The sequence below is a fragment of the Streptomyces sp. NPDC126499 genome (assembly GCF_040302485.1).
Taxonomy (GTDB): Bacteria; Actinomycetota; Actinomycetes; order Streptomycetales; family Streptomycetaceae; genus Streptomyces.
This window is the reverse complement of sequence record NZ_JBEOUO010000016.1, coordinates 144,583-165,474: the sequence shown is the minus strand read 5'-3', so window position 1 is coordinate 165,474 and position 20,892 is coordinate 144,583. Positions and strand designations below refer to the sequence as shown.

19 protein-coding genes are annotated in these 20,892 nt (G+C 72.8%); 18 read left to right on the top strand and 1 reads right to left on the bottom strand.

Annotated features, from left to right (window positions below; genetic code table 11):
• Positions 1–1,134, top strand: a 1,134-nt coding sequence (locus tag ABTZ91_RS24000) for a biotin/lipoyl-containing protein (RefSeq protein WP_352079269.1), incomplete at its 5' end; no start/stop codon positions are given.
• A gap of 77 nt (positions 1,135–1,211) precedes the next feature.
• Here ABTZ91_RS24000 and ABTZ91_RS23995 read toward each other — a convergent pair.
• Positions 1,212–2,126, bottom strand: coding sequence for a hypothetical protein (locus tag ABTZ91_RS23995; protein ID WP_352079268.1), 915 nt, complete (start codon positions 2,124–2,126; stop codon positions 1,212–1,214).
• A gap of 312 nt (positions 2,127–2,438) precedes the next feature.
• Between ABTZ91_RS23995 and ABTZ91_RS23990 the strand changes: the two genes are divergently transcribed.
• From ABTZ91_RS23990 to ABTZ91_RS23910, 17 genes are all read left to right on the top strand, one after another.
• On the top strand, positions 2,439–3,737 hold the full coding sequence (locus ABTZ91_RS23990; protein WP_352079267.1) for an MFS transporter: 1,299 nt from the start codon (positions 2,439–2,441) through the stop codon (positions 3,735–3,737).
• Positions 3,734–4,393 (top strand): TetR/AcrR family transcriptional regulator, encoded by a 660-nt coding sequence (locus ABTZ91_RS23985; protein ID WP_352079266.1) that lies wholly within the window; start codon positions 3,734–3,736, stop codon positions 4,391–4,393. The genes ABTZ91_RS23990 and ABTZ91_RS23985 overlap by 4 nt, the downstream gene beginning before the upstream one ends.
• Before the next feature lie 67 nt (positions 4,394–4,460).
• The gene (locus ABTZ91_RS23980) at positions 4,461–6,035 is read left to right on the top strand and encodes an acyl-CoA carboxylase subunit beta (RefSeq protein WP_352079265.1); all 1,575 of its coding nucleotides are present in this window, start codon (positions 4,461–4,463) and stop codon (positions 6,033–6,035) included.
• Between the two features lie 216 nt (positions 6,036–6,251).
• Positions 6,252–6,581: a TcmI family type II polyketide cyclase gene (locus ABTZ91_RS23975; RefSeq protein WP_352079264.1), complete on the top strand. Its 330-nt coding sequence runs from the start codon at positions 6,252–6,254 to the stop codon at positions 6,579–6,581.
• Positions 6,578–7,849, top strand: a complete 1,272-nt coding sequence (locus ABTZ91_RS23970) for a beta-ketoacyl-[acyl-carrier-protein] synthase family protein (RefSeq protein ID WP_352079263.1) — start codon at positions 6,578–6,580, stop codon at positions 7,847–7,849. Before ABTZ91_RS23975 ends, ABTZ91_RS23970 begins: the two co-directional genes overlap by 4 nt.
• Positions 7,846–9,060, top strand: a complete 1,215-nt coding sequence (locus ABTZ91_RS23965) for a ketosynthase chain-length factor (RefSeq protein ID WP_352079262.1) — start codon at positions 7,846–7,848, stop codon at positions 9,058–9,060. The genes ABTZ91_RS23970 and ABTZ91_RS23965 overlap by 4 nt, the downstream gene beginning before the upstream one ends.
• Positions 9,061–9,142: 82 nt before the next feature.
• A complete protein-coding gene (locus ABTZ91_RS23960; protein ID WP_345487417.1) occupies positions 9,143–9,406 on the top strand; it encodes an acyl carrier protein in 264 nt (87 codons plus the stop codon).
• A gap of 164 nt (positions 9,407–9,570) precedes the next feature.
• Positions 9,571–10,356, top strand: a complete 786-nt coding sequence (fabG, locus tag ABTZ91_RS23955) for a 3-oxoacyl-ACP reductase FabG (protein WP_352079261.1) — start codon at positions 9,571–9,573, stop codon at positions 10,354–10,356.
• A 20-nt stretch (positions 10,357–10,376) separates the two neighbouring features.
• Positions 10,377–11,318: an aromatase/cyclase gene (locus ABTZ91_RS23950; protein ID WP_352079260.1), complete on the top strand. Its 942-nt coding sequence runs from the start codon at positions 10,377–10,379 to the stop codon at positions 11,316–11,318.
• Positions 11,299–12,240, top strand: coding sequence for a 4'-phosphopantetheinyl transferase superfamily protein (locus ABTZ91_RS23945; RefSeq protein WP_352079259.1), 942 nt, complete (start codon positions 11,299–11,301; stop codon positions 12,238–12,240). Before ABTZ91_RS23950 ends, ABTZ91_RS23945 begins: the two co-directional genes overlap by 20 nt.
• On the top strand, positions 12,195–13,673 hold the full coding sequence (locus tag ABTZ91_RS23940) for an FAD-dependent monooxygenase (RefSeq protein ID WP_352079258.1): 1,479 nt from the start codon (positions 12,195–12,197) through the stop codon (positions 13,671–13,673). The genes ABTZ91_RS23945 and ABTZ91_RS23940 overlap by 46 nt, the downstream gene beginning before the upstream one ends.
• On the top strand, positions 13,673–15,733 hold the full coding sequence (locus ABTZ91_RS23935; RefSeq protein ID WP_352079257.1) for an SDR family oxidoreductase: 2,061 nt from the start codon (positions 13,673–13,675) through the stop codon (positions 15,731–15,733). The genes ABTZ91_RS23940 and ABTZ91_RS23935 overlap by 1 nt, the downstream gene beginning before the upstream one ends.
• A 110-nt stretch (positions 15,734–15,843) precedes the next feature.
• Entirely contained in the window at positions 15,844–16,611 is a 768-nt protein-coding gene (locus tag ABTZ91_RS23930; RefSeq protein WP_352079256.1) for an SDR family oxidoreductase, read from the top strand.
• Positions 16,608–17,945, top strand: a complete 1,338-nt coding sequence (locus tag ABTZ91_RS23925; protein ID WP_352079255.1) for an MFS transporter — start codon at positions 16,608–16,610, stop codon at positions 17,943–17,945. Before ABTZ91_RS23930 ends, ABTZ91_RS23925 begins: the two co-directional genes overlap by 4 nt.
• A 127-nt stretch (positions 17,946–18,072) precedes the next feature.
• The gene (locus ABTZ91_RS23920) at positions 18,073–19,098 is read left to right on the top strand and encodes a methyltransferase (RefSeq protein WP_352079254.1); all 1,026 of its coding nucleotides are present in this window, start codon (positions 18,073–18,075) and stop codon (positions 19,096–19,098) included.
• 42 nt (positions 19,099–19,140) lie between these two features.
• Complete coding sequence (locus ABTZ91_RS23915; protein WP_352079253.1) at positions 19,141–19,815, top strand: hypothetical protein; 675 nt, start codon at positions 19,141–19,143, stop codon at positions 19,813–19,815.
• Positions 19,816–19,916: 101 nt separating this feature from the next.
• Positions 19,917–20,843: an LLM class flavin-dependent oxidoreductase gene (locus ABTZ91_RS23910; protein WP_352079252.1), complete on the top strand. Its 927-nt coding sequence runs from the start codon at positions 19,917–19,919 to the stop codon at positions 20,841–20,843.
• Positions 20,844–20,892 lie beyond the last annotated feature (49 nt).

The following is a 20,892-nucleotide window of genomic DNA, read 5'->3' as shown; positions in this document are numbered from 1 at the left end:
GTCGAAACCCAGTGCCTCGCCGACACCCACGGCAACGTCGTCGTCGTCTCCACCCGCGACTGCTCCCTGCAGCGCCGCCACCAAAAGCTCGTCGAAGAAGCCCCCGCCCCCTTCCTGAGCCCCGAGCAGAACGCCGAGCTCTACCGCGCCTCCAAGGCCATCCTCAAGGAAGCCGGCTACGTCGGCGCCGGCACCGTCGAATTCCTCGTCGGCACCGACGGCACCATCTCCTTCCTCGAGGTCAACACCCGCCTCCAGGTCGAACACCCCGTCACCGAAGAAGTCACCGGCATCGACCTCGTCCGCGAGATGTTCCGCATCGCCGATGGCGAAGAACTCGGCTACGGCGACCCGGAGATCCGCGGTCACTCCTTCGAGTTCCGCATCAACGGCGAGGACCCCGGCCGCAACTTCCTGCCCGCGCCCGGCACCGTCACCACCTTCCAGCCGCCGAGCGGCCCCGGCGTCCGCCTCGACGCCGGCGTCGAATCCGGCAGCGTCATCGGCCCGGCCTGGGACTCCCTCCTCGCCAAGCTCGTCATCACCGGCGCCACCCGCGAACAGGCCCTCCAGCGCGCCGCCCGCGCGCTGGCCGAGTTCAAGGTCGAAGGCATGGCCACCGCCATCCCCTTCCACCAGGCCGTCGTCGTCGACCCCGACTTCACCGCCGACCCGTTCCGCGTCCACACCCGCTGGATCGAGACCGAGTTCGTCAACGACATCAAGCCCTTCACCCCCGCGGGCGGCGAAACGGAAGAGGACGAGACCGGCCGCGAGACCATCGTCGTCGAGGTCGGGGGACGGCGGCTCGAGGTGTCGCTGCCGAACTCGGTGGGCATGTCGCTGGCCCGTACCGGGCTCGCCGCCGGTGCCAAGCCGAAGAGGCGCAGCACGAAGAAGTCCGGTCCGACGGCCTCGGGCGACACCCTCGCCTCGCCGATGCAGGGCACCATCGTGAAGATCGCCGTCGAGGAAGGCCAGGAGGTCAAGGAAGGCGACCTCATCGTCGTCCTGGAAGCCATGAAGATGGAACAGCCCCTCAACGCCCACAAGTCCGGCACCGTCAAGGGCCTCACCGCCGAAGTCGGCGCCTCCCTCACCTCCGGCGCCGCCATCTGCGAGATCAAGGACTGATCCCGGTCGTCCCCTACGCACGAGGGCTCCTGGCGATGCCAGGAGCCCTCGTGCGTGTCCGCGCCGGCCGGCGGGTGCTACGCCGCCGCGTCGCGTCCGTGGAGCGTCTCGTAGACGTCACCGGCGTGGTAGTACGTCCGGCCGTTGCGGCTGCGGCGGCGCCACTTCTGCGTGCTGGCGTGGCGGTAGACGCTGCCCGGCGGCATGTCCCACAGGCGGGCGATGTCCGCGGCGGTCATCCACCGCACCTCCGCCTCCAGGTCCGTGACCGTGCCGGCGAGCGCGGGAAGGGCCGCCGTCCCGGTCGCCCCGGTCTCCCCCGCCGCCCCGCTCACGGCCGCCGTCGCCGCGGCGCCGATGCGGCGGCTGAGCTGGAGCCACTCGTGCCCCACCCAGTGGTGGGAGGCGTCGGCGCCGCAGGTGATCGTGGCGGGCAGCCGCGGCTGGCGGGGCCGTACGACCGCGGTGAGCGCGCCGGAGCAGCCGGGCTCGACGCACTCGCCCACCGCGATGCGCCGGCTGGTCGCCGGGTCGATCACACCGAGCGCCCTGCGGACCAGCTGGGCGACCTCGGCGGACACCTCGCCGGCGGCCGGATGCGCCGCGAGCCAGGTGCCGTTCCGGGTGAGGAAGTGGACCAGCGGGCCGACGGCGCGCCGTGGACCGGCGAGGCCCCGCTCCTCCAGGACCAGGCTCGCCCAGCCGCTGAGCACCGACAGGATCGAGGTGCGCACGTCCGCCGCGCGCAGGTTGAAGGGCATGCCGGGCAGCGGGCCGCCGGAGGTCTTCTCCAGGCTCCGGTCGCCGCCGCCGCCGTCGAGGTGCCGGGCGCACTCCTCGTACAGCTCCGGCAGCCGGTTCAGGTCCCGCACCAGACGCTCGTGGCAGTCCAGGCAGAGACGGCTGGCGGCCGCGGCCGGGCGTCTGGCCCGTCCGGCGGCTTCGCGCCGGACACAGCCCGCTCCCGCGCAGACGGTCGTCACCACGGACATTCGATTACCCCCTGAGTCTCGGCGACCTCCGGTCGGAGGCGCCCACGGACCCGGGAACCGTATTTCCGTGATTATCGGGGCCGCAAGGGCCGGGGAATGTCACCTGTAGTACGTGACGGAATTCGATGAATTCCACCGCTGTCTTTTCGCTGCCCTGACACGAATTCACACCCCGCTACGGAACCGATCATTCCTGACATGCCTTGACCGGAATCTGACATGGGAATGATTGACCGCGGGGACCGGGGCCGAAGAAGCTATAGAGCAGATTCCCTTGCCGTGCGCCCGTAATCTCCTCAAGCCAAGGAAGAGATGAGATCACCTCTCGCGGGCACGCTCCAGTCCCTGACCGTCCGCAACTTCCGGCTCTTCGCGGCGGGGCAACTCGTCTCCGTCGCCGGCACCTGGATGATGGTCGTCGCCCAGGACTGGCTCGTGCTCTCCCTGACCGGCGACTCCGGGACCGCCCTGGGGGTCGTGACCGCCCTGCAGTTCGCGCCCCTGCTGCTGCTCACCCTCTACGCGGGCGGACTCGCCGACCGTCACGACAAGCGCCGGCTGCTGATGGCCGCCAACCTCGTGTCGGGCGTCCTGGCGCTCCTCCTCGGAGTCCTCGTGCTCACCGGCACGGCCGGGCTGTGGCACGTCTGCCTCTTCGCCCTCGCGCTCGGCATCGTCAACGCGGTCGAGGTGCCCACCCGGATGTCGTTCGTCAGCGAGCTCGTCGGCGCCGACCTGCTGCCCAACGCCTCGGCGCTCAGCGCCGCGTACTTCAACGTGGCGCGGGTCGCCGGGCCGGCGCTCGCGGGCCTGCTCATCGGCTGGTTCGGCACCGCGACCGTGATGCTGCTCAACGCGGTCAGCTACCTGGCGACCGTCGCCGCCCTGCGCGCGATGCGTCCCGGGGAGCTGCACCGCTCGAAGCGGCGGCCCGCGCGGGCGCCCGTCATGGACGGCGTACGGCACATGACGACCCGCCGCGACCTGCTGCTCCCGATGGTCCTGGTGGCCGTCGTCGGCATGCTGGGCTTCAACTTCCAGCTCACCCTGCCGCTGCTCGCCAAGACCGAGTTCCACGCGGACGCCGCCGCGTTCGGGCTGCTCACCACGGCCTTCGCGGCCGGTTCGCTGCTCGCGGCGTTCGTCACCACCCGCCGCCGCGGACGGCCCGCGGCCGGTGTCGTCATCGGCTCCGCCCTCGCCGCCGGGCTCCTGCAGTGCGCGGCCGGACTCGCCCCCACCTACGCGTGGGCGGCGGTGCTGCTGCTGTGCACCGGATTCGGCTCCCTGTACTTCGCCCAGGCGGCCAACCACCGCATCCAGCTGGGCACCGACCCCGCCTACCGGGGCCGGGTGATGGCCCTCTACACGCTCGTCTTCCAGGGGACCACACCCCTCGGCGCCCTCCTGATCGGCGCCCTCAGCGAACGGTACGGCGCACGCGCCGGGCTCCTGGCGGGCGGCGGCGCCACGCTGCTCGCCGCCCTCGCCGTGCTCGGCGCGCACCTGCGGACCGGGCGGCCCCGGCCCGCGGGTGCGCCCCCGGTCCCGTACGCCCGAGAAGACCCGCACGTCACAGATCCGCACCTCACACGGAGGAACACACCATGACCATCCAGCAGGCAACGACCGCCCCCGTCCAGGCCGGCTCGGCGGAGGAGCGCCGGGACATCGTCCAGGCGGCCCGCGCCGTCTTCGCCCGCGAGGGCTGGACGCACACCGGCCTCATGGACATCGCCGTGGAGTGCGGTCTCGACGAGGCCACCGTCACGCACTACTTCAAGGACAAGGAGCGGCTGCTGCTCGCCGTCCTCCTGGAGGGCGCCGCGTCGGTCGCCGCCTCGCTGACCGTCATCGCCGAGTGGCACCTGTCCGAGATCACCGACCTGGAGAAGGACCTGACCGAGCTGGGCCGCGCCTGGCTGACGCCGCTGTCCGCCTTCCCGGAGCACTTCGCGATCGTGCGGCACCTGGGCGCCGAGATCGCCACCTGGCCGGCCGGGGTGGTCGAGATGTGGCGGACCGCCGGCCCCCGGCAGGCCAACCGCGAGCTGGCCCGCCGGCTCGCCCGCCTCGCCGAGCAGGGACTGCTCGCCTTCGAGGACCCGGAGCACGCCGCCGAGCGCTTCGTCCAGCTGGTCGCGGGCGGTGTCGTCCAGCGGTCCTTCCACGGCGCGCTGCCGCTGTCGGACTTCGAGCGCGACGCGGTGATCAGCGCCGGCGTCGCCGACTTCATCCGGCTGTACCGTCCCGGCGCCGACCGCTGATCCACGCACCACACGACCCACGCACCACACGACCCACGAACCGCGACCCATGGAGGTGGGGAACACCATGGCCACACCAGGCACACCGCAGGACTCGATCCAGGCCCGGATCGACGAGCTGGCCGAGATCAAGGAGAGCGCGCGGCAGGGCCCCGACCCGGCCGCCACCGAGCGCCAGCACAGCAAGGGCAAGCTGACCGCGCAGGAGCGGATCGCGCTGCTCCTGGACAAGGGCTCGTTCAACGAGGTGGAGCCGCTGCGGCGGCACCGGGCCAGCGGCTTCGGGCTGGAGAACAAGAAGCCGTACAGCGACGGCGTCGTCACCGGCTGGGGCACCGTCCACGGCCGCACCGTCTTCGTCTACGCCCATGACTTCCGGATCTTCGGCGGCGCGCTCGGCGAGGCCCACGCGCAGAAGATCCACAAGATCATGGACCTGGCCGAGGCGGCCGGCGCCCCGCTGGTGTCCCTCAACGACGGCGCCGGGGCCCGCATCCAGGAGGGCGTCACCGCGCTCGCCGGCTACGGCGGCATCTTCCAGCGCAACACCCGCTCCTCGGGTGTCATCCCGCAGATCTCGGTGATGCTCGGCCCGTGCGCGGGCGGCGCCGCCTACAGCCCCGCGCTCACGGACTTCGTCTTCATGGTCCGCGACACCTCGCAGATGTTCATCACCGGACCGGACGTCGTGAAGGCGGTGACCGGCGAGGAGATCTCGCAGAACGGCCTGGGCGGCGCCGACGTCCACTCGGCCACCTCGGGCGTGTCGCACTTCGCGTACGACACGGAGGAGGAGTGCATCGAGGACGTCCGCTACCTGCTGTCGCTGCTGCCCGCCAACAACCGCGAGCTGTCGCCTGTGGAGCGCTCCGGCGACCCCGTCGACCGGGTCAACGACGCGCTGCTCGACCTGGTGCCGTCCGGCGCCGGGCAGGCGTACGACATCCGCAAGGTGATCGAGGAGGTCGTCGACGACGGCGACTACTTCGAGGTGCACCCGGCCTGGGCGACGAACATCGTCTGCGCCTTCGCCCGGCTCGACGGGCACGTGGTCGGCATCGTCGCCAACCAGCCGGCCTCCATGGCCGGGGTGCTCGACATCAACGCCTCGGAGAAGGGCGCGCGGTTCGTCCAGTTCTGCGACGCCTTCAACATCCCGCTGATCACCCTGGTCGACGTGCCCGGCTTCCTGCCGGGCGTGGACCAGGAGCACAACGGCATCATCCGGCGCGGGGCCAAGCTCCTGTACGCGTACTGCAACGCGACCGTGCCGCGGATCTCGCTGGTGCTGCGCAAGGCGTACGGCGGCGCGTACATCGTCATGGACTCGCGCTCGATCGGCGCGGACCTGGCGCTGGCGTGGCCGACCAACGAGATCGCGGTGATGGGCGCCGAGGGCGCGGCCAACGTCATCTTCCGGCGGGAGATCAACGCCGCCGAGGACCCGGAGGCCGTGCGCCGGCAGCGCATCGAGGAGTACAAGAACGAGCTGATGCACCCGTACTACGCGGCCGAGCGCGGGCTCATCGACGACGTCATCGACCCGCGGGAGACCCGCTCGGTGCTGATCCGCTCGCTCGCGATGCTGCGCGCCAAGCACGCGGACCTGCCGTCGCGGAAGCACGGCAACGCCCCGCAGTAGCACCTGTAGTCCTGCGTGTAGTTCTGCACCTGGATTTGACGTTATTCCCCTTGAAAGCGGGGCAGCCACCGAAGAAGATAGATGTCAGAGTCCGGCGCTTTGTCAAAGCGCCCTCTTTTTTTGACTCCGTCCGGTTCCGGCCCTCTTGCTGTCGAACCGTCGACGTGACGTGAAACTCCAGTCCGCCGTACGGCTTTCCACTTGGAGAAGAATCGCATGCACAGCAATCTGATCGTGGCACGGATGGAGCCCGGATCGAGCGGCAACGTGGCCGATCTCTTCCGCGCGTTCGATGCCACCGAGATGCCGCACCGGATGGGCACGCGCCGGCGCCAGCTCTTCCACTACCGCGGTCTCTACTTCCACCTCCAGGACTTCGACACCGACCAGGGTGGCAAGCAGATCGAGGAGGCGAAGCACGACCCGCGTTTCGTGCGGATCAGCGACGACCTGAAGCCGTTCATCGAGGCGTACGACCCGGCGACCTGGCGCTCGCCCGCGGACGCCATGGCGACCCGCTTCTACCACTGGGAGGCCACGCAGTGAGCGGCCGACGCGTAGTCATCACGGGCCTGGAGGTCCTCGCCCCCGGCGGTGTGGGCCGCGACGCCTTCTGGTCGCTGCTGAGCGAGGGCCGCACGGCGACCCGCGGCATCACCTTCTTCGACCCCTCGCCGTTCCGCTCCCGGGTCGCCGCCGAGATCGACTTCGACGCCGAGGCGCACGGGCTCAGCCCGCAGGAGATCCGGCGGATGGACCGGGCCGGCCAGTTCGCCGTGGTCGCCGCCCGCGGCGCCGTCGCCGACAGCGGCATCGACCTCGCCGAGCACGCCCCGCACCGCGTCGGCGTCACCGTCGGCACGGCCGTCGGCGCGACGATGGGCCTCGACCAGGAGTACCGCGTCGTCAGCGACGGCGGCCGGCTGAACCTGGTCGACCACAGGTACGCGGTCCCGCACCTCTACAACCACCTGGTGCCCAGCTCCTTCGCCGCCGAGGTGGCCTGGGCGGTGGGTGCCGAGGGCGCCAACGCGGTGGTCTCCACCGGCTGCACCTCCGGCATCGACTCCATCGGCTACGCCGCCGAGCTGATCCGCGAGGGCTCCCTCGACGTGCTGGTCGCCGGCGCCACCGACGCCCCGATCTCGCCGATCACGATGGCGTGCTTCGACGCGATCCGCGCCACCACCCCCCGGTACGACGAGCCGGAGCGCGCCTCGCGCCCGTTCGACGGCACCCGCAACGGCTTCGTCCTCGGCGAGGGCACCGCCTTCTTCGTCCTGGAGGAGCTGGAGAGCGCCCGCCGCCGCGGTGCCCGCGTCTACGCGGAGATCGCCGGTTACGCGACGCGCTCCAACGCGTACCACATGACCGGTCTGCGCCCCGACGGCGCCGAGATGGCCGAGGCCATCCGGGTCGCGCTCGACGAGGCGAGGATGAACGGCGACGAGATCGACTACATCAACGCGCACGGCTCGGGCACCAAGCAGAACGACCGCCACGAGACCGCCGCGTTCAAGAAGAGCCTCGGCGACCACGCGTACGCCACCCCGGTCAGCTCCATCAAGTCGATGGTCGGCCACTCCCTCGGCGCCATCGGCGCCATCGAGATCGCCGCGTCGACCCTGGCGATGACGCACAACGTGGTGCCGCCCACGGCGAACCTCCACACCCCCGACCCCGAATGCGATCTCGACTATGTGCCCGTCACCGCGCGGGAGCACCAGACGGACGCCGTGCTGACCGTCGGCAGTGGCTTTGGAGGCTTCCAGAGCGCGATGGTCCTCGCCCGGCCGGAAAGGACCGCCGCATGAGCGCCTCTGTAGTGGTGACCGGTCTCGGCGTCGTCGCGCCCAACGGGCTCGGCGCCGAGGAGTACTGGCAGGCCGCCCGCGTCGGCAAGAGCGGCATCGGCCGCATCACCCGCTTCGACCCGACCCAGTACCCGGCGCGGCTCGCCGGTGAGATCCACGGGTTCGAGGCGTCGGAGCACCTGCCGAGCAAGCTGCTGCCGCAGACCGACCGGATGACCCGCCTCGCCCTCGTCGCCGCGGACTGGGCGCTCGAGGACGCCGGGGTGAACCCCAAGGAGCTGCCCGCCTTCGACATGGGCGTGGTCACCTCCAGCGCGTCCGGCGGCTTCGAGTTCGGCCAGCGCGAGCTGGAGCGGCTGTGGAGCCAGGGCAGCGAGTACGTGTCCGCGTACCAGTCCTTCGCCTGGTTCTACGCCGTCAACAGCGGCCAGATCTCCATCCGGCACGGCATGAAGGGCCCGAGCGGCGTCGTCGTCAGCGAGCAGGCCGGCGGCCTCGACTCGGTCGCGCAGGCCCGCCGCCAGGTCCGCAAGGGCACCCCGCTGATCGTCACCGGCTCCGTCGACGCGTCCCTGTGCCCGTGGGGCTGGGTGGCGCAGCTGACCAGCGGCCGGGTCACCACCCAGGACGACCCGGCCGCCGCCTTCCTGCCCTTCGACGAGCGGGCCTCGGGCCACGTCCCGGGCGAGGGCGGCGCCATCCTCATCATGGAGCGCGAGGACGTCGCCCGGGCGCGCGGCGCCAAGGTGTACGGCGAGATCGCCGGCTACGGCGCGACCTTCGACCCCAAGCCGGGCAGCGGCCGGCCGCCGGCCCTGCGCCAGGCGATCGAGACCGCCCTGGCCGACGCGGGGGTGAGCGCCCGTGACGTGGACGTGGTCTTCGCCGACGGCGCGGCCGTCCCCGAACTCGACCGCATCGAGGCCGACGCCCTGAACGCGGTCTTCGGCCGCGAGCAGGTCCCCGTCACCGTCCCCAAGACGACGACCGGCGCCCTGTACTCGGCCGCCGGTGCGCTGGACCTGGCGACGGTCTTCCTCTCGATGGAGGAGGGCCTGATCCCGCCGACCATGAACACCCGGCCGTCCGAGACGTACGGCCTGGACCTGGTCGTCGGCCACCCGCGGACCCACGAGGTGCGCACCGCGCTGGTGCTCGCCCGCGGCCTGGGCGGCTTCAACTCCGCGCTCGTCGTGCGCTCCGCCGACTGACACCCGTACACCGCCCCGTACCGACCCGTAGCGCCCCCTAGCGCCATCACGCCGAACGGGCACGACCCGGAAAGGAACCACCATGGCCGAGCAGGCTTTCACCTTCGACGACCTCCGCCGCATCCTGATCGAGGCGGCGGGCGCCGACGACTCGTACAACCTCGACGGTGACATCCTCGACACCGACTTCGAGGAGCTGGGCTACGAGTCGCTGGCCCTCCTGGAGACCGGCGGCCGCATCGAGCGCGAGTACGGCATCTCCCTCGACGAGGACATCCTGAGCATCGCGAACACCCCGCGCATGCTGATCGACGCGGTCAACAGCGGCCTCGCCGCCCTGGTCTGACCCGCCCCGGCCCGGCGGGTCCCGGTCCGGCCGGTTCCCGAGCCGGGCCACCCGGCTCCCCCTCCGCGCCGCGCCCCCACACCCCCCACATCCCACTCGCCGCCGGGCGGTGCCTCGTCGCACCGCCCGGCGGTCCCCTTTCCCTCCCACTGGAGACGCCACCCATGTCAGATCAGCACAAGCGGGTCGCCCTGGTCACCGGAGCGACCAGCGGCATCGGTCTCGCCGCCGCCCGGCTCCTGGCCGAGCAGGGCCACCGGGTCTTCATCGGCGCCCGCAGCGCCGACAACGTCGCCGCCACCGTCAAGGAGCTCCAGGCCGAGGGCCTGGAGGTGGACGGCACCACCCTCGACGTCCGCTCCTCGGACAGCGTGCGGGACTTCGTGCAGGCCGCCGTCGACGCCTTCGGGACCGTGGACGTCCTCGTCAACAACGCCGGCCGCAGCGGCGGCGGTGTCACCGCCGACATCGCCGACGAGCTGTGGGACGACGTCATCGACACCAACCTCAACAGCGTCTTCCGGCTGACCCGCGAGGTGCTCAACACCGGCGGCATGCGCCACAAGAACCGCGGCCGGATCATCAACATCGCCTCCACCGCCGGCAAGCAGGGCGTCGTCCTCGGCGCCCCGTACTCGGCGTCCAAGCACGGCGTCGTCGGCTTCACCAAGGCGCTGGGCAACGAGCTCGCCCCCACCGGCATCACCGTCAACGCGGTCTGCCCGGGTTACGTGGAGACGCCGATGGCCCAGCGCGTGCGCCAGGGCTACGCCGCCGCGTACGACACCACCGAGGACGCCATCCTCGAGAAGTTCCAGGCCAAGATCCCGCTCGGCCGCTACTCGACGCCGGAGGAGGTCGCGGGTCTGGTCGGCTACCTCGCCTCCGACACGGCGGCGTCCATCACCGCGCAGGCGCTGAACGTCTGCGGCGGACTCGGCAACTTCTAGAGCCCCAAGGAGAGCTGACCATGACCATCCGTGAGGTCGAGCACGAGATCACCGCGGCCGCGCCGGCCGAGACGGTCTTCCGGCTCATCGCCGAGGTGGAGAACTGGCCGCGGATCTTCCCGCCCACCATCCACGTCGAGCACGTGGAGCGCGGCGAGCGCGAGGAGCGCATCCAGATCTGGGCCACCGCCAACGGCGAGCCGAAGAACTGGACGTCCCACCGCACCCTGGACCCGGAGAACCTGCGGATCACCTTCCGCCAGGAGATCCCCACCCCGCCGGTGGCGGCCATGGGCGGCACCTGGATCATCGAGCCGGTCTCCGCGACCGAGTCGCGGATCCGGCTGCTGCACGACTACCGGGCCATCGACGACGACCCGGAGAGCCTGAAGTGGATCGACGAGGCCGTCGACCGCAACTCGCGCTCCGAGCTGGCCGCGCTGCGCGAGAACGTCGAGCGCGTCCACGCCGAGACCGAGGCCGAACTGACGTTCTCCTTCGAGGACTCCGTGGAGATCGCCGGCTCCGCCAAGGACGTCTACGACTTCATCAACGAGGCGAACCTGTGGTCCGAGCGGCTTCCGCACGTGGCCACCGTCCGCCTCGACGAGGACTCCCCGGGCCTGCAGACGCTGGAGATGGACACCCGCGCCAAGGACGGCTCCGTGCACACCACGAAGTCGTACCGGGTGACCTTCCCGCACCACAAGATCGCCTACAAGCAGGTGACGCTGCCGGCGCTGATGACCCTGCACACCGGTTACTGGACGTTCACCGAGACCGACACCGGTGTCACGGCGTCCTCGCAGCACACGGTGACGATCAACACCGCGAACATCGCCCGCATCCTCGGCGCGGACGCCACCGTCGCCGACGCGCGGGAGTACGTGCACACCGCGCTCAGCACCAACAGCAAGGCCACGCTGGGCCACGCCAAGGCCCATGCCGAGGCCCGGCGCTGAACTCGGCGGTCCACCCCGTGAGTCCGGGTCGCGCGCGGCCGGGCGGCACGAGCCCGATCCGCGTGCGCAAGCGCCCGGCGCGGCCGGGCAGCCGCTGATCACGGACCCGGCCGGGCCGCCGCGCCTCTCGCTGTGGCTGCTGCGCCCGCCGTCGGCCGGCAGCCCGGCGGCGGCCCGGCTCGCGGTGCGCGAGCTGGACGCCGCGGAGCTGCGGCGGGCGGAGCTGTTCGTACGGCCCACCGACCGGGTGCAGTACCTGTCGGCGCACATCGCGCTGCGCCGGATCCTCAGCGAGGCCACGGGGTATCCGCCCGAGCGGCTGCGCCTGGGCCGGGAGCCCGGCCCGGCGCGCCCGCACCGCACCACCCGGCCCGTGCTGCGGGACCCGCCGCTGCCGGTCCACTTCTCGCTCTCGCACAGCCACGGGCTCGTCCTGATCGGCACGGCGGCCTCGGTCGTCGGCGTGGACGTGCAGCGCACCCCGACGGCCGGGGCGGTGGAGGTGTGCGGACCCGCCCTGCATCCGGCGGAGTGGCGGGAGCTGCTCGCCCTTCCCGAGGCCCGCCGGCCGGACGCGTTCGCGGAGCTGTGGACCCGCAAGGAGGCGTATCTGAAGGGCCTGGGCACGGGGCTCGGCCGCAGCCCCGCCCTCGACTACCTGGGCGCCGGGACCGACGCCGACGCCCCGCCCGGCCCGGCCGGCTGGATCGTGCGGAACGTGCCGGCCGGGCCGCACCACGCCGCCGCCGCCGCGCTGGCCGTCCCCGCGGAGCCGGTCGTCACGCTGCGTTCGCTGCCCGCGGCCTGCCTGTTCGACGGCGCGGCGGGCCTGCCGCTGTCCGCGGCTCCGCTACTGGCTTTGAGAAGGAGAAGTTCATGGACGCTTCGGTGGTCGTTGTTGGAGCGGGACCCGCCGGGCTGATGCTCGCCGGGGAACTGCGTCTGGCGGGGATCGACGTCACGGTGCTCGAACGGCACCCCGGGCGCACCGGCGAGTCCCGGGGCATCGGTCTGACCATCGGCACGATGGAGGTCTTCGACCAGCGCGGCCTGCTGCGCCGGCTCGGCGACTACGAGACCAGCGGCATGGGCCACTTCGGTGGCATCCCGCTGGACATGGGCGTCCTCGGGGCCTTCCACGAGGCGGCCAAGACGGTGCCGCAGTCGGTGACCGAGGAGGCCCTGGAGGCGTGGGCGGCCGAGCTCGGCGCCGACATCCGGCGCGGGCACGAGTTCGTCTCGTACGAGGAGACCGGCGACGCGGTCACCGTCACCGTGCGCCACGCGGACGGCGAGGAGACGCTGCGGGCCCGCTACCTCGTCGGCTGCGACGGCGGCCGCAGCACGGTCCGCAAGCAGGCCGGGTTCGACTTCCCCGGCACGGCCGCCACCACCGAGATGCTCCTGGCCGACCTGCGCGGGGTCGACCTGGAGCCGCGGATGACCGGCCAGCACACCGACGGCGGCTTCGTGATGGTCGCCAAGCTGCCCGGCGGCATCCACCGGATCATCGTCGGCGAGCACGGCGTGCCCCCGCGCAAGCGGACCGGGCCGCCGGAGTTCGCCGAGGTCGCCGACGTGTGGAAGCGGCTCACCGGCATCGACATCGGCCACGCCGAACCGGTGTGGGTCAGCGCCTTCGGCAACGCCTCCCGGCAGGTCACCGAATACCGGCGGGGCCGCGTCCTGCTGGCCGGCGACTCCGCCCACGTGCACCTGCCCGCGGGCGGCCAGGGCATGAACACCAGCGTCCAGGACTCCCACAACCTGGGCTGGAAGCTGGCGGCGGTGCTGCGCGGCGACGCGCCCGAGGAGCTGCTCGACACGTACCACTCCGAGCGGCACGAGGTCGGCCGCGGACTGCTCGCCAACACCCGGGCGCAGAGCCTGCTGATCCTCGGCGGCGAGGAGTCGGTGCCGCTGCGGGACGTCCTGGCCGAGCTGGTCCGGATCCCCGGGGTGTCGCGGCACCTGGCCGCCAAGGTCAGCGGGCTCGACATCCGTTACGACGTCGGCGGCGGCTCCAGCCCGCTGCTCGGCCGCCGCCTGCCGCACCTGCCGGTGACGGTCGACGGCCGCGCCACCAGCAGCACCGAACTCCTTCGCACCGGCCGCGGCGTGCTCCTCGACCTCGACGACACCGCCGTGCTGCGCCGCCGCGCGCAGCCCTGGCGGGACCGCGTCGACATCGTCACGGCCACGCCCGACGCCGTGCCCGCCGACAGCCCGCTCGCGGGCGTCTCCGCGGTCCTGCTGCGCCCCGACGGCTATGTCGCCTGGGCCGCGCCCGGCAGCCACCGCGATCTCAGCAGCGCGCTCGCCCGCTGGTTCGGGCCGGCGCTCGGGCGGCGGTGATGGCCCGCACGTCCCCGACCCGCGCCGATGTCGTCGTCGTCGGCGCCGGACCCGTCGGCCTGTTCCTCGCGGCCGAACTGCGGGCGTACGGCGCCGGCGTCGTCGTCGTGGAGAAGCTGACGGAGCCGACCGGCGAGTCCAGGGCCTCGATCCTGCACGCCCGGACCATGGAGATCTTCGCCGACCGCGGCTTCCTGCCGCGGCTCGGCGAACTCCCGCCGGTCGGCCCCGGCCACTTCGGCGGCCTGCGCCTCGACCTCGCCGAGGCCGACCCGGACCATCCGTACGCCGGCCAGTGGGAGTGCCTCCAGTACCACCTGGAGACCGAACTCCAGGCGTACGCGCTCGACCTGGGCGCGGAGATCCGGCGCGGTCACACGGTGACCGGGCTGCGCGAGACCGCCGACGGGGTACGCGTCGAGGTGCGCGGCCCCGACGGCGGCGCCCACGGCACCCCGTACACGGTCGACGCCCGCTATGTCGTCGGCTGCGACGGCGAGCACAGCACCGTGCGCGCGCTCGGCGGCTTCGAGACCGCCGGGCACGACGCCGACAAGGTGATGCTGCGCGCCGACGTCGCCGGCATCGAGATCGCCAACCGGCGCCTCCAGCGCTTCGACAGCGGCATCGCCACCGCGTACCGCAGGCCCGACGGCACCACCCGGCTGATGGTCCACCGCTTCGGCGAACAGCCGGCCGGCGAGGTCACCTTCGCGCAGGTGGTGTCCGCCTGGGCGGCCGTGACCGGCGAGGACATCGCCCACGGCGAGCCGCGCTGGCTCAACCGCTTCGGCACCGTCTCGCGGCAGGTCACCGCCTACCGGCGCGGCCGGCTGCTCCTTGCCGGGGACGCCGCGCACAGCCAGATGCCGGTCGGCGGCCAGGCGGTCAACCTCGGCCTCCAGGACGCGGCGAACCTGGGCTGGAAGCTGGCCCGGGTCGTCACCGGCGCGGACCGGCCCGAGCTGCTCGACACCTACCACGCCGAGCGGCATCCGGTCGGCGCGCGCACCCTGGCCAACATCGAGGCGCAGGCTCGGCTGCTCTTCGGCACGGAGGAGGTCGTCGCCCTGCGCGACGTCTTCGGCGAACTGCTGGAGGAGCCCCCGGTCCGCCGGCACCTCGCCCGCATGATCAGCGGCCTCGACGTGACGGAGCGGCCCCGGCCGGCGGCACCCCGGCCCGCGGAGCCGCCCACCCGGCCGGCCACGCCCGCCCGGCCGGCCACGCCCGCCCGGCCGGCCGCGCGTCCGGCGCCGCACCCCCCGCACATCCCTCAACCCGGAAGGTCAACCGTGGACAGGCTCACCGACAAGACGGCCCTCGTGACCGGTTCGAGTCGCGGCATCGGCAGGGCGACCGCCATCCGGCTCGCCCGCGAGGGCGCGCTCGTCGCCGTGCACTACACCGCCAACGAGCAGGCGGCGAACGACACCGTCGAGCTCATCGAGAAGGAGGGCGGCAGCGCCTTCACCGTCCGTGCCGAACTGGGCGTGCCCGGCGACGTGCACGAGCTGTTCCTCGGCCTGGAGCGCGGTCTGAAGGAGCGCACCGGCGACACCCGCCTGGACATCCTGGTCAACAACGCGGCCGTCACGTCGACGGGTTCGGCACCGGAGGACCTCACCCCCGAGGAGTTCGACCACTACTTCGCCGTCAACGCGAAGGCGCCGTACTTCATCGTGCAGCGGGCCCTCGGCCAGATGCCCAGCGGCGGCCGGATCGTCAACCTCACCACCGGCGTCACCCGCACCTCCGTGCCCGACCAGGTCGCCTACGCGATGACCAAGGGCGCGATCGAGCAGCTCACCTTCCAGCTGGCCCGGATCCTCGCCCCGCGCGGCATCACCATCAACAGCGTGGCGCCCGGCATCACCAACAACGGCGGCCCGATCTTCGACAACCCGCAGGCCGTCGAGGCGATGGCGAAGTTCTCGGCCTTCAACCGGGTCGGCGAGCCCGGTGACGTCGCCGACGTCATCACCTTCCTGACCACCGACGACGCCCGCTGGATCACCGGCGCCTTCATCGACGCCACCGGCGGCACCCTCCTCGGCTGAGGCGGAGCCCGGCCCCCGCCCCGCGCCGCCCCGGCCGGGGCGTGCCCGCCCTTGGGCGCGCCAAGCGGGCGTGTCCCCCACCCCACCCCACCCCATGTGAGAGGCCATCCATGTCCGCCCACCCCGCGCGCATCGCCGTCGTCACCGGAGCCAACAAGGGGATCGGCCGCGAGATCGCCCGGCAGCTCGCCGAGCGCGGCCACACCGTCTACCTCGGGGCCCGCGACGAGCGGCGCGGCCGCGAGGCCGCCGCCGCCCTGTCCGTGGGCGGCCTCGACGTGCGGTTCCTGCACCTCGACGTCACGGACGAGGCCTCCGTCGCGCTCGCCGCGAAGCGGCTGGCCGAGGAGGCGGGCGTGCTGCACGTCCTCGTCAACAACGCCGGCGTCGGCGGCCCGATGCAGCTGCCCAGCGAGACCCCCGCCGAGCAGGTCCGCACGGTCTACGAGACCAACGTCTTCGGCGTGATCACCGTGACCAACGCCCTGCTGCCGCTGCTGCGCAAGGCGCCGTCCGCGCGGATCGTCAACGTCAGCAGCGCCATCGGCTCGCTGAAGTCGGCCGCCGAGAACAACGACCAGACCGGCGAGCACCCGCCCGGCGAGTTCCCGGTGACCCTGCTGTCGTACGCGTCGTCCAAGACGGCCCTGAACGCGGTCACCCTCGCGTACGCCAACGAGCTGCGCGGCACCGGCATCCTCGTCAACGCCGCCTCGCCGGGCTTCGTGGCCACCGACATCAACGGGCACCACGGCCGGCTGACCACCGAGCAGGGCGCGCGCATCCCCGTCCTGCTCGCGACCCTGCCCGACGACGGGCCGACCGCCACCTTCCTCGGCGAGGACGGCACGCCCGAGGGCCAGGTGCTGGACTGGTGACCGCGACCGCCGCCACCGCTCGGGAAGCCGGGGCCGGGTGGGACGCGCGCCAGTGGTCCCGGCTCCTGGTGCTCTCCGGCAACATGCTGCTCGACGCGATCGAGGTGTCCGTCATCCTCATCGCGCTGCCCACGCTCGCCGCGCGGTTCGGCCTGACGCCGTGGGGCGCCCAGTGGCTGATGAGCGGCTTCGCGCTGGGCTTCGCCGCGCTGCTGCTGCTCGGGCCCGTGCTGTGCGCCCGGCTCGGGCGTCGCCGGGCCTACCTCGGCGCGATGCTGCTGTTCGGGGTGGCCTCCCTCGCGGGCGGCCTCGCCGGCGGGCCCGCGCTGCTCGTGGCCGTCCGCGTCGTCAAGGGTTGCTGCGCGGCGCTGACCGCGCCGACCGGCCTCGCCATCATCAACGACCTCTTCCCCGAGGGGCCGGAGCGGCGGCGGGCACTGTCGGTGTACTCGCTGTTCGGCGCGGCCGGCTTCACCGCCGGACTGCTGCTCGCCGGCGGTCTGCTGGAGGTCGACTGGCGCTGGGTCTTCGTCTTTCCGGCCCCGGTCGCCCTGGTGCTGCTCGTCGCGGGGGCGTACGTGCTGCCGCGCGAGCAGATCGACGGCGGTGCGGGAGGCGGGCCCGGCCCCGGTGACGGCGATGCGGGGGCCCGCTCTGGCGACGGCGGTCCGGCGGCCGGTCCCGGCGGCGGCGGTACGGGCGGTGGCGCCGCGGACCGCGGCGGTCCGGCGCACCGGCCGGGCGCGCGGCTGCCGAGCCCGGCGCTGCTGAAGCGGGGCCCGCTGCTGCGGTCCGCGCTCGGCGCCGCCTCCCTCAACGGCACCTACCAGGCGGTCCTCGTCGTGATGGTCTTCCAGATGGCGGACGGCTTCGGCTGGTCGCCGTGGCTGTCCGCGCTCGCGCTGCTGCCCGCTTGCGTCCCGCTGGCGCTGACCGTGCCGTTCGCCGGCCGGTTCATCGCCCGCCACGGCAGCGGCCGGCTCGTCACGCTCGGCGCGCTGTTCCCGCTCCTCGGGTACGTGCTGTATCTGGCCCGTCCCGACAGCGGCTCCTACCCGCTCGGCATGCTGCCGGTCCTGCTGCTCGTGGAGGCCGGTTTCTGCTGCGCGTTCGTCGCCCTGAACACCCAGGCGACGGCCGGTCTCGACCCGGCGGACCGGGGCGCGGCCGTGTCGCTGTACCAGGCCGCGGTCCAGCTCGGCGCCGCCGTGCTGCTGCCGGCGGTCGCCCTGCTGCTCACGCACGCCACGGGTCCGCGCCCGGCGCTCGCGCTGATCACCGCGGCCGGTGCGCTCGGCCTCGTGGCCGCGCTCGCCCGCCGTACGACCCGCTGACCCGTACCCCGCTCGCCGGCCCTACGGCCCGTACGACCCACTGACCCGTACCCCGCTCACCGGCCCGTACGACCCGCGTCACCCCTCTGCTCCGCTCCGCTTCCTCATCCCAAGGAGATTCACCACCATGGCAGTCGACACGCCCGACACCTCCGTGAACCCCGGCCCGATCATGGGCCTGATCCTCGGCTCCTGGCAGTCGCGGATGCTCCTCGCGGCCGTCGAGTACGACCTGTTCACCGAGCTTTCCAAGGGCCCGGCGACCACGGCCGAGCTGGCCGAGCGCCTCGGCCTGGTCGAGCGCGGCACCAACGACCTGCTCGCCGGCCTCGTCCACCTCGGCCTGCTCCAGACCGCCGACGGGAAGTTCACCAACGCCCCGGTCAGCGACGCCTTCCTGGTCAAGGGCCGCCCCGCCTACCTCGGCGGCTACCTGCACTTCTGCGAGCAGGAGCTGAACCCGGCGTGGAACGGCCTGGCCGACTCGCTGCGCACCGGCAAGCCGCAGAACCAGGCCGCGGTCGCCGGCAACCCGTACGACAGCCTGTACGCGGACGCCGAGGCCACCGACGGCTTCCTCGACAGCATGGACCTGCTGAGCGCCCCGATCGCGCAGGCCCTCAGCCGCATCGACTGGAGCGGTTACAGCTCCTTCGTCGACATCGGCGGCGCGCGCGGCAACTTCGCGCACGAGGTCGTCAAGCACAACCCGCACCTCAAGGGCGCGGTCTTCGACCTGCCGCCGCTCCAGTCCGCCTTCGAGCGGCACATGGACCGGCTCGGCGACACCGAGCTCACCTTCCACGGCGGCGACTTCTTCAAGGACGACCTGCCCAAGGCCGACGTCCTCGTCTTCGGCCACGTGCTGCACAACTGGGGCGTCGAGGACCGCCTCACCCTCCTCAAGCGCGCCTACGACGCCCTGGAGCCGGGCGGCGCCGTCTTCGTCTACGACCCGATGGCGGGCGGCGAGCAGCCGTCGATGCACGGCGCCCTCGCCGGTCTCACCATGCTCGTCTGGTCGCGCGGCGGCCACGAGTACTCCGCCGACGCCCTGCACGGCTGGCTGCGCGAGGCCGGCTTCGAGCCCGAGACCGTCGAGGTCGACGGGCTGCACGAAGACGTCCTGGTCATCGGCCGCAAGCGCGCCTGATCCCCCGGCCCACGACAGACCGACATTCAAGAGGAGTCGACGATGCCGAGCACGTCGGACGTCCGGCCGGAGATCGGCCGCCCGGACGTCACCACCGCCCTGGTGGAGGAAGTCACCTCCGGCGACCCCGAGCGCCTGCGGGAAGCCGGCGCCGCGGTCGTGGCGCACTGGGAGGCCGCCGCGTGGCCCGAGGGCCTCGCGACCGTGTCCCTGTTCTACGGCACCGACGGCACGTCGCTGCTGGTCTACGCCCAGTGGACGGCCGACGCCGGCGACGAGTCGGCCGTCCGCGCCGCCTACGCCGCGCTGCGCCCCGACTGGCGCGCCCTCGGCTACGAGCCGGGCGCCCCGGCGACGTACCAGCTGTACCGCAGGGTGCAGCCCACCGTCCTGCCCGACCCGCTCCCGGAGGTCGGCTGCTACCCGGCCGCCTTCTTCGCGATGCGGCCCGGCGAGACCGCCCGCGCCTGGGTCGACGGCCTCCTCGGGCAGGAGGAGGAGACCGTCGGCGAGGACCGGGCCTACCCCGGCGCCATCGCCGCCAACTTCCACGTCTCCTCGGCCGACGACGGCATCTTCCTGCTGTCCGAGTGGGCCTCGGAGGCCGAGGCGCTGGTCCACATCAAGGCGGAGATCGAGCCGCTCCTGGAGTACATGGGGCAGGCCGAGGCCGGAGCGGGCCGCCGCTACGAGTTCCACACCACCCGTACGAAGTGACCCGTACGTGACCCGTACGGAAGCGACCCGTACGTGATCCATACGGACGTGACCCGTACGGACCCGACCCGTACCTCCGTACAGAAGTGAAGGGCACCCCCTTGGCAACAACACCGTCCGCACGCTCCGTCGTCTTCGGCTTCGGCGCGCACAGCGTCATCGGCGAGGCGCCCGTCCTCCTCGAGATGGCCCAGCTCGCGGACCGGGAGAAGCTCGACCTCTTCTCCCTGTCGGACCACCCCTACGTGGGGCAGCGCCTGGACGCGTACGCCACCGTCGGCTTCGTCATCGGCCGTACGCAGCACCTCGCGGGCTTCGCCAACGTCAGCAACCTGCCGACCCGGCCGCCCGCCATGCTCGCGCGGGCGGTGACGACGCTGTCCGCGCTCTCCGGCGGGCGGGTCGTGCTCGGCATGGGCGCCGGCGGGCTGTGGGAGCGGATCGCCGACATGGGCGTCGAACCGCTCACCCCGGCCGAGGCGGTGGACGCCTTCGAGGAGGCGATCGTCCTCGTCAAGAAGCTGTCCGGCGGCGGCCCGCCGGTCACCTTCCAGGGCCGGCACTACCAGGTCCGGCAGATCGACCCGGCTCCCGTCCCGGCGCCGCCGGTGTGGACCGGGTCGGTCGGCCCCAAGTCGCTCGCCGCCACCGGCCGGGTGGCCGACGGCTGGATCCCGGGACACGCGGCGGACTGGCTCAGCCCGCGCTACCGCGCCTCCCGCCCGGTCGTCGACGAGGCCGCCCGGTCCGTGGGCCGCGACCCTCGCGAGGTCCGCACCGTCTTCAACTTCCCCGGGCAGATCACCGACCGGCCGCTGGCCTGCACCCGCGACCGCGACGGGCGCTGGATCGGTGGCAGCGTCGGCCAGTGGACCGAGGAGCTGACCGGCGCGGTCGTCGAGCACGGCGCGTCGGGCTTCATGCTCTTCTCGCCCCGTGGCGGCACCCCCGATCTCGCGTCCCTCGGCCGCTGGGCCGGCGAGATCGCCCCGGCCGTGCGCGAGGCCGTCGCCAAGCACGCCGGCTAGATCCGTACGACGGGCCCCGGCCCCCGCCCCGCACCCCCCACACCCCCTC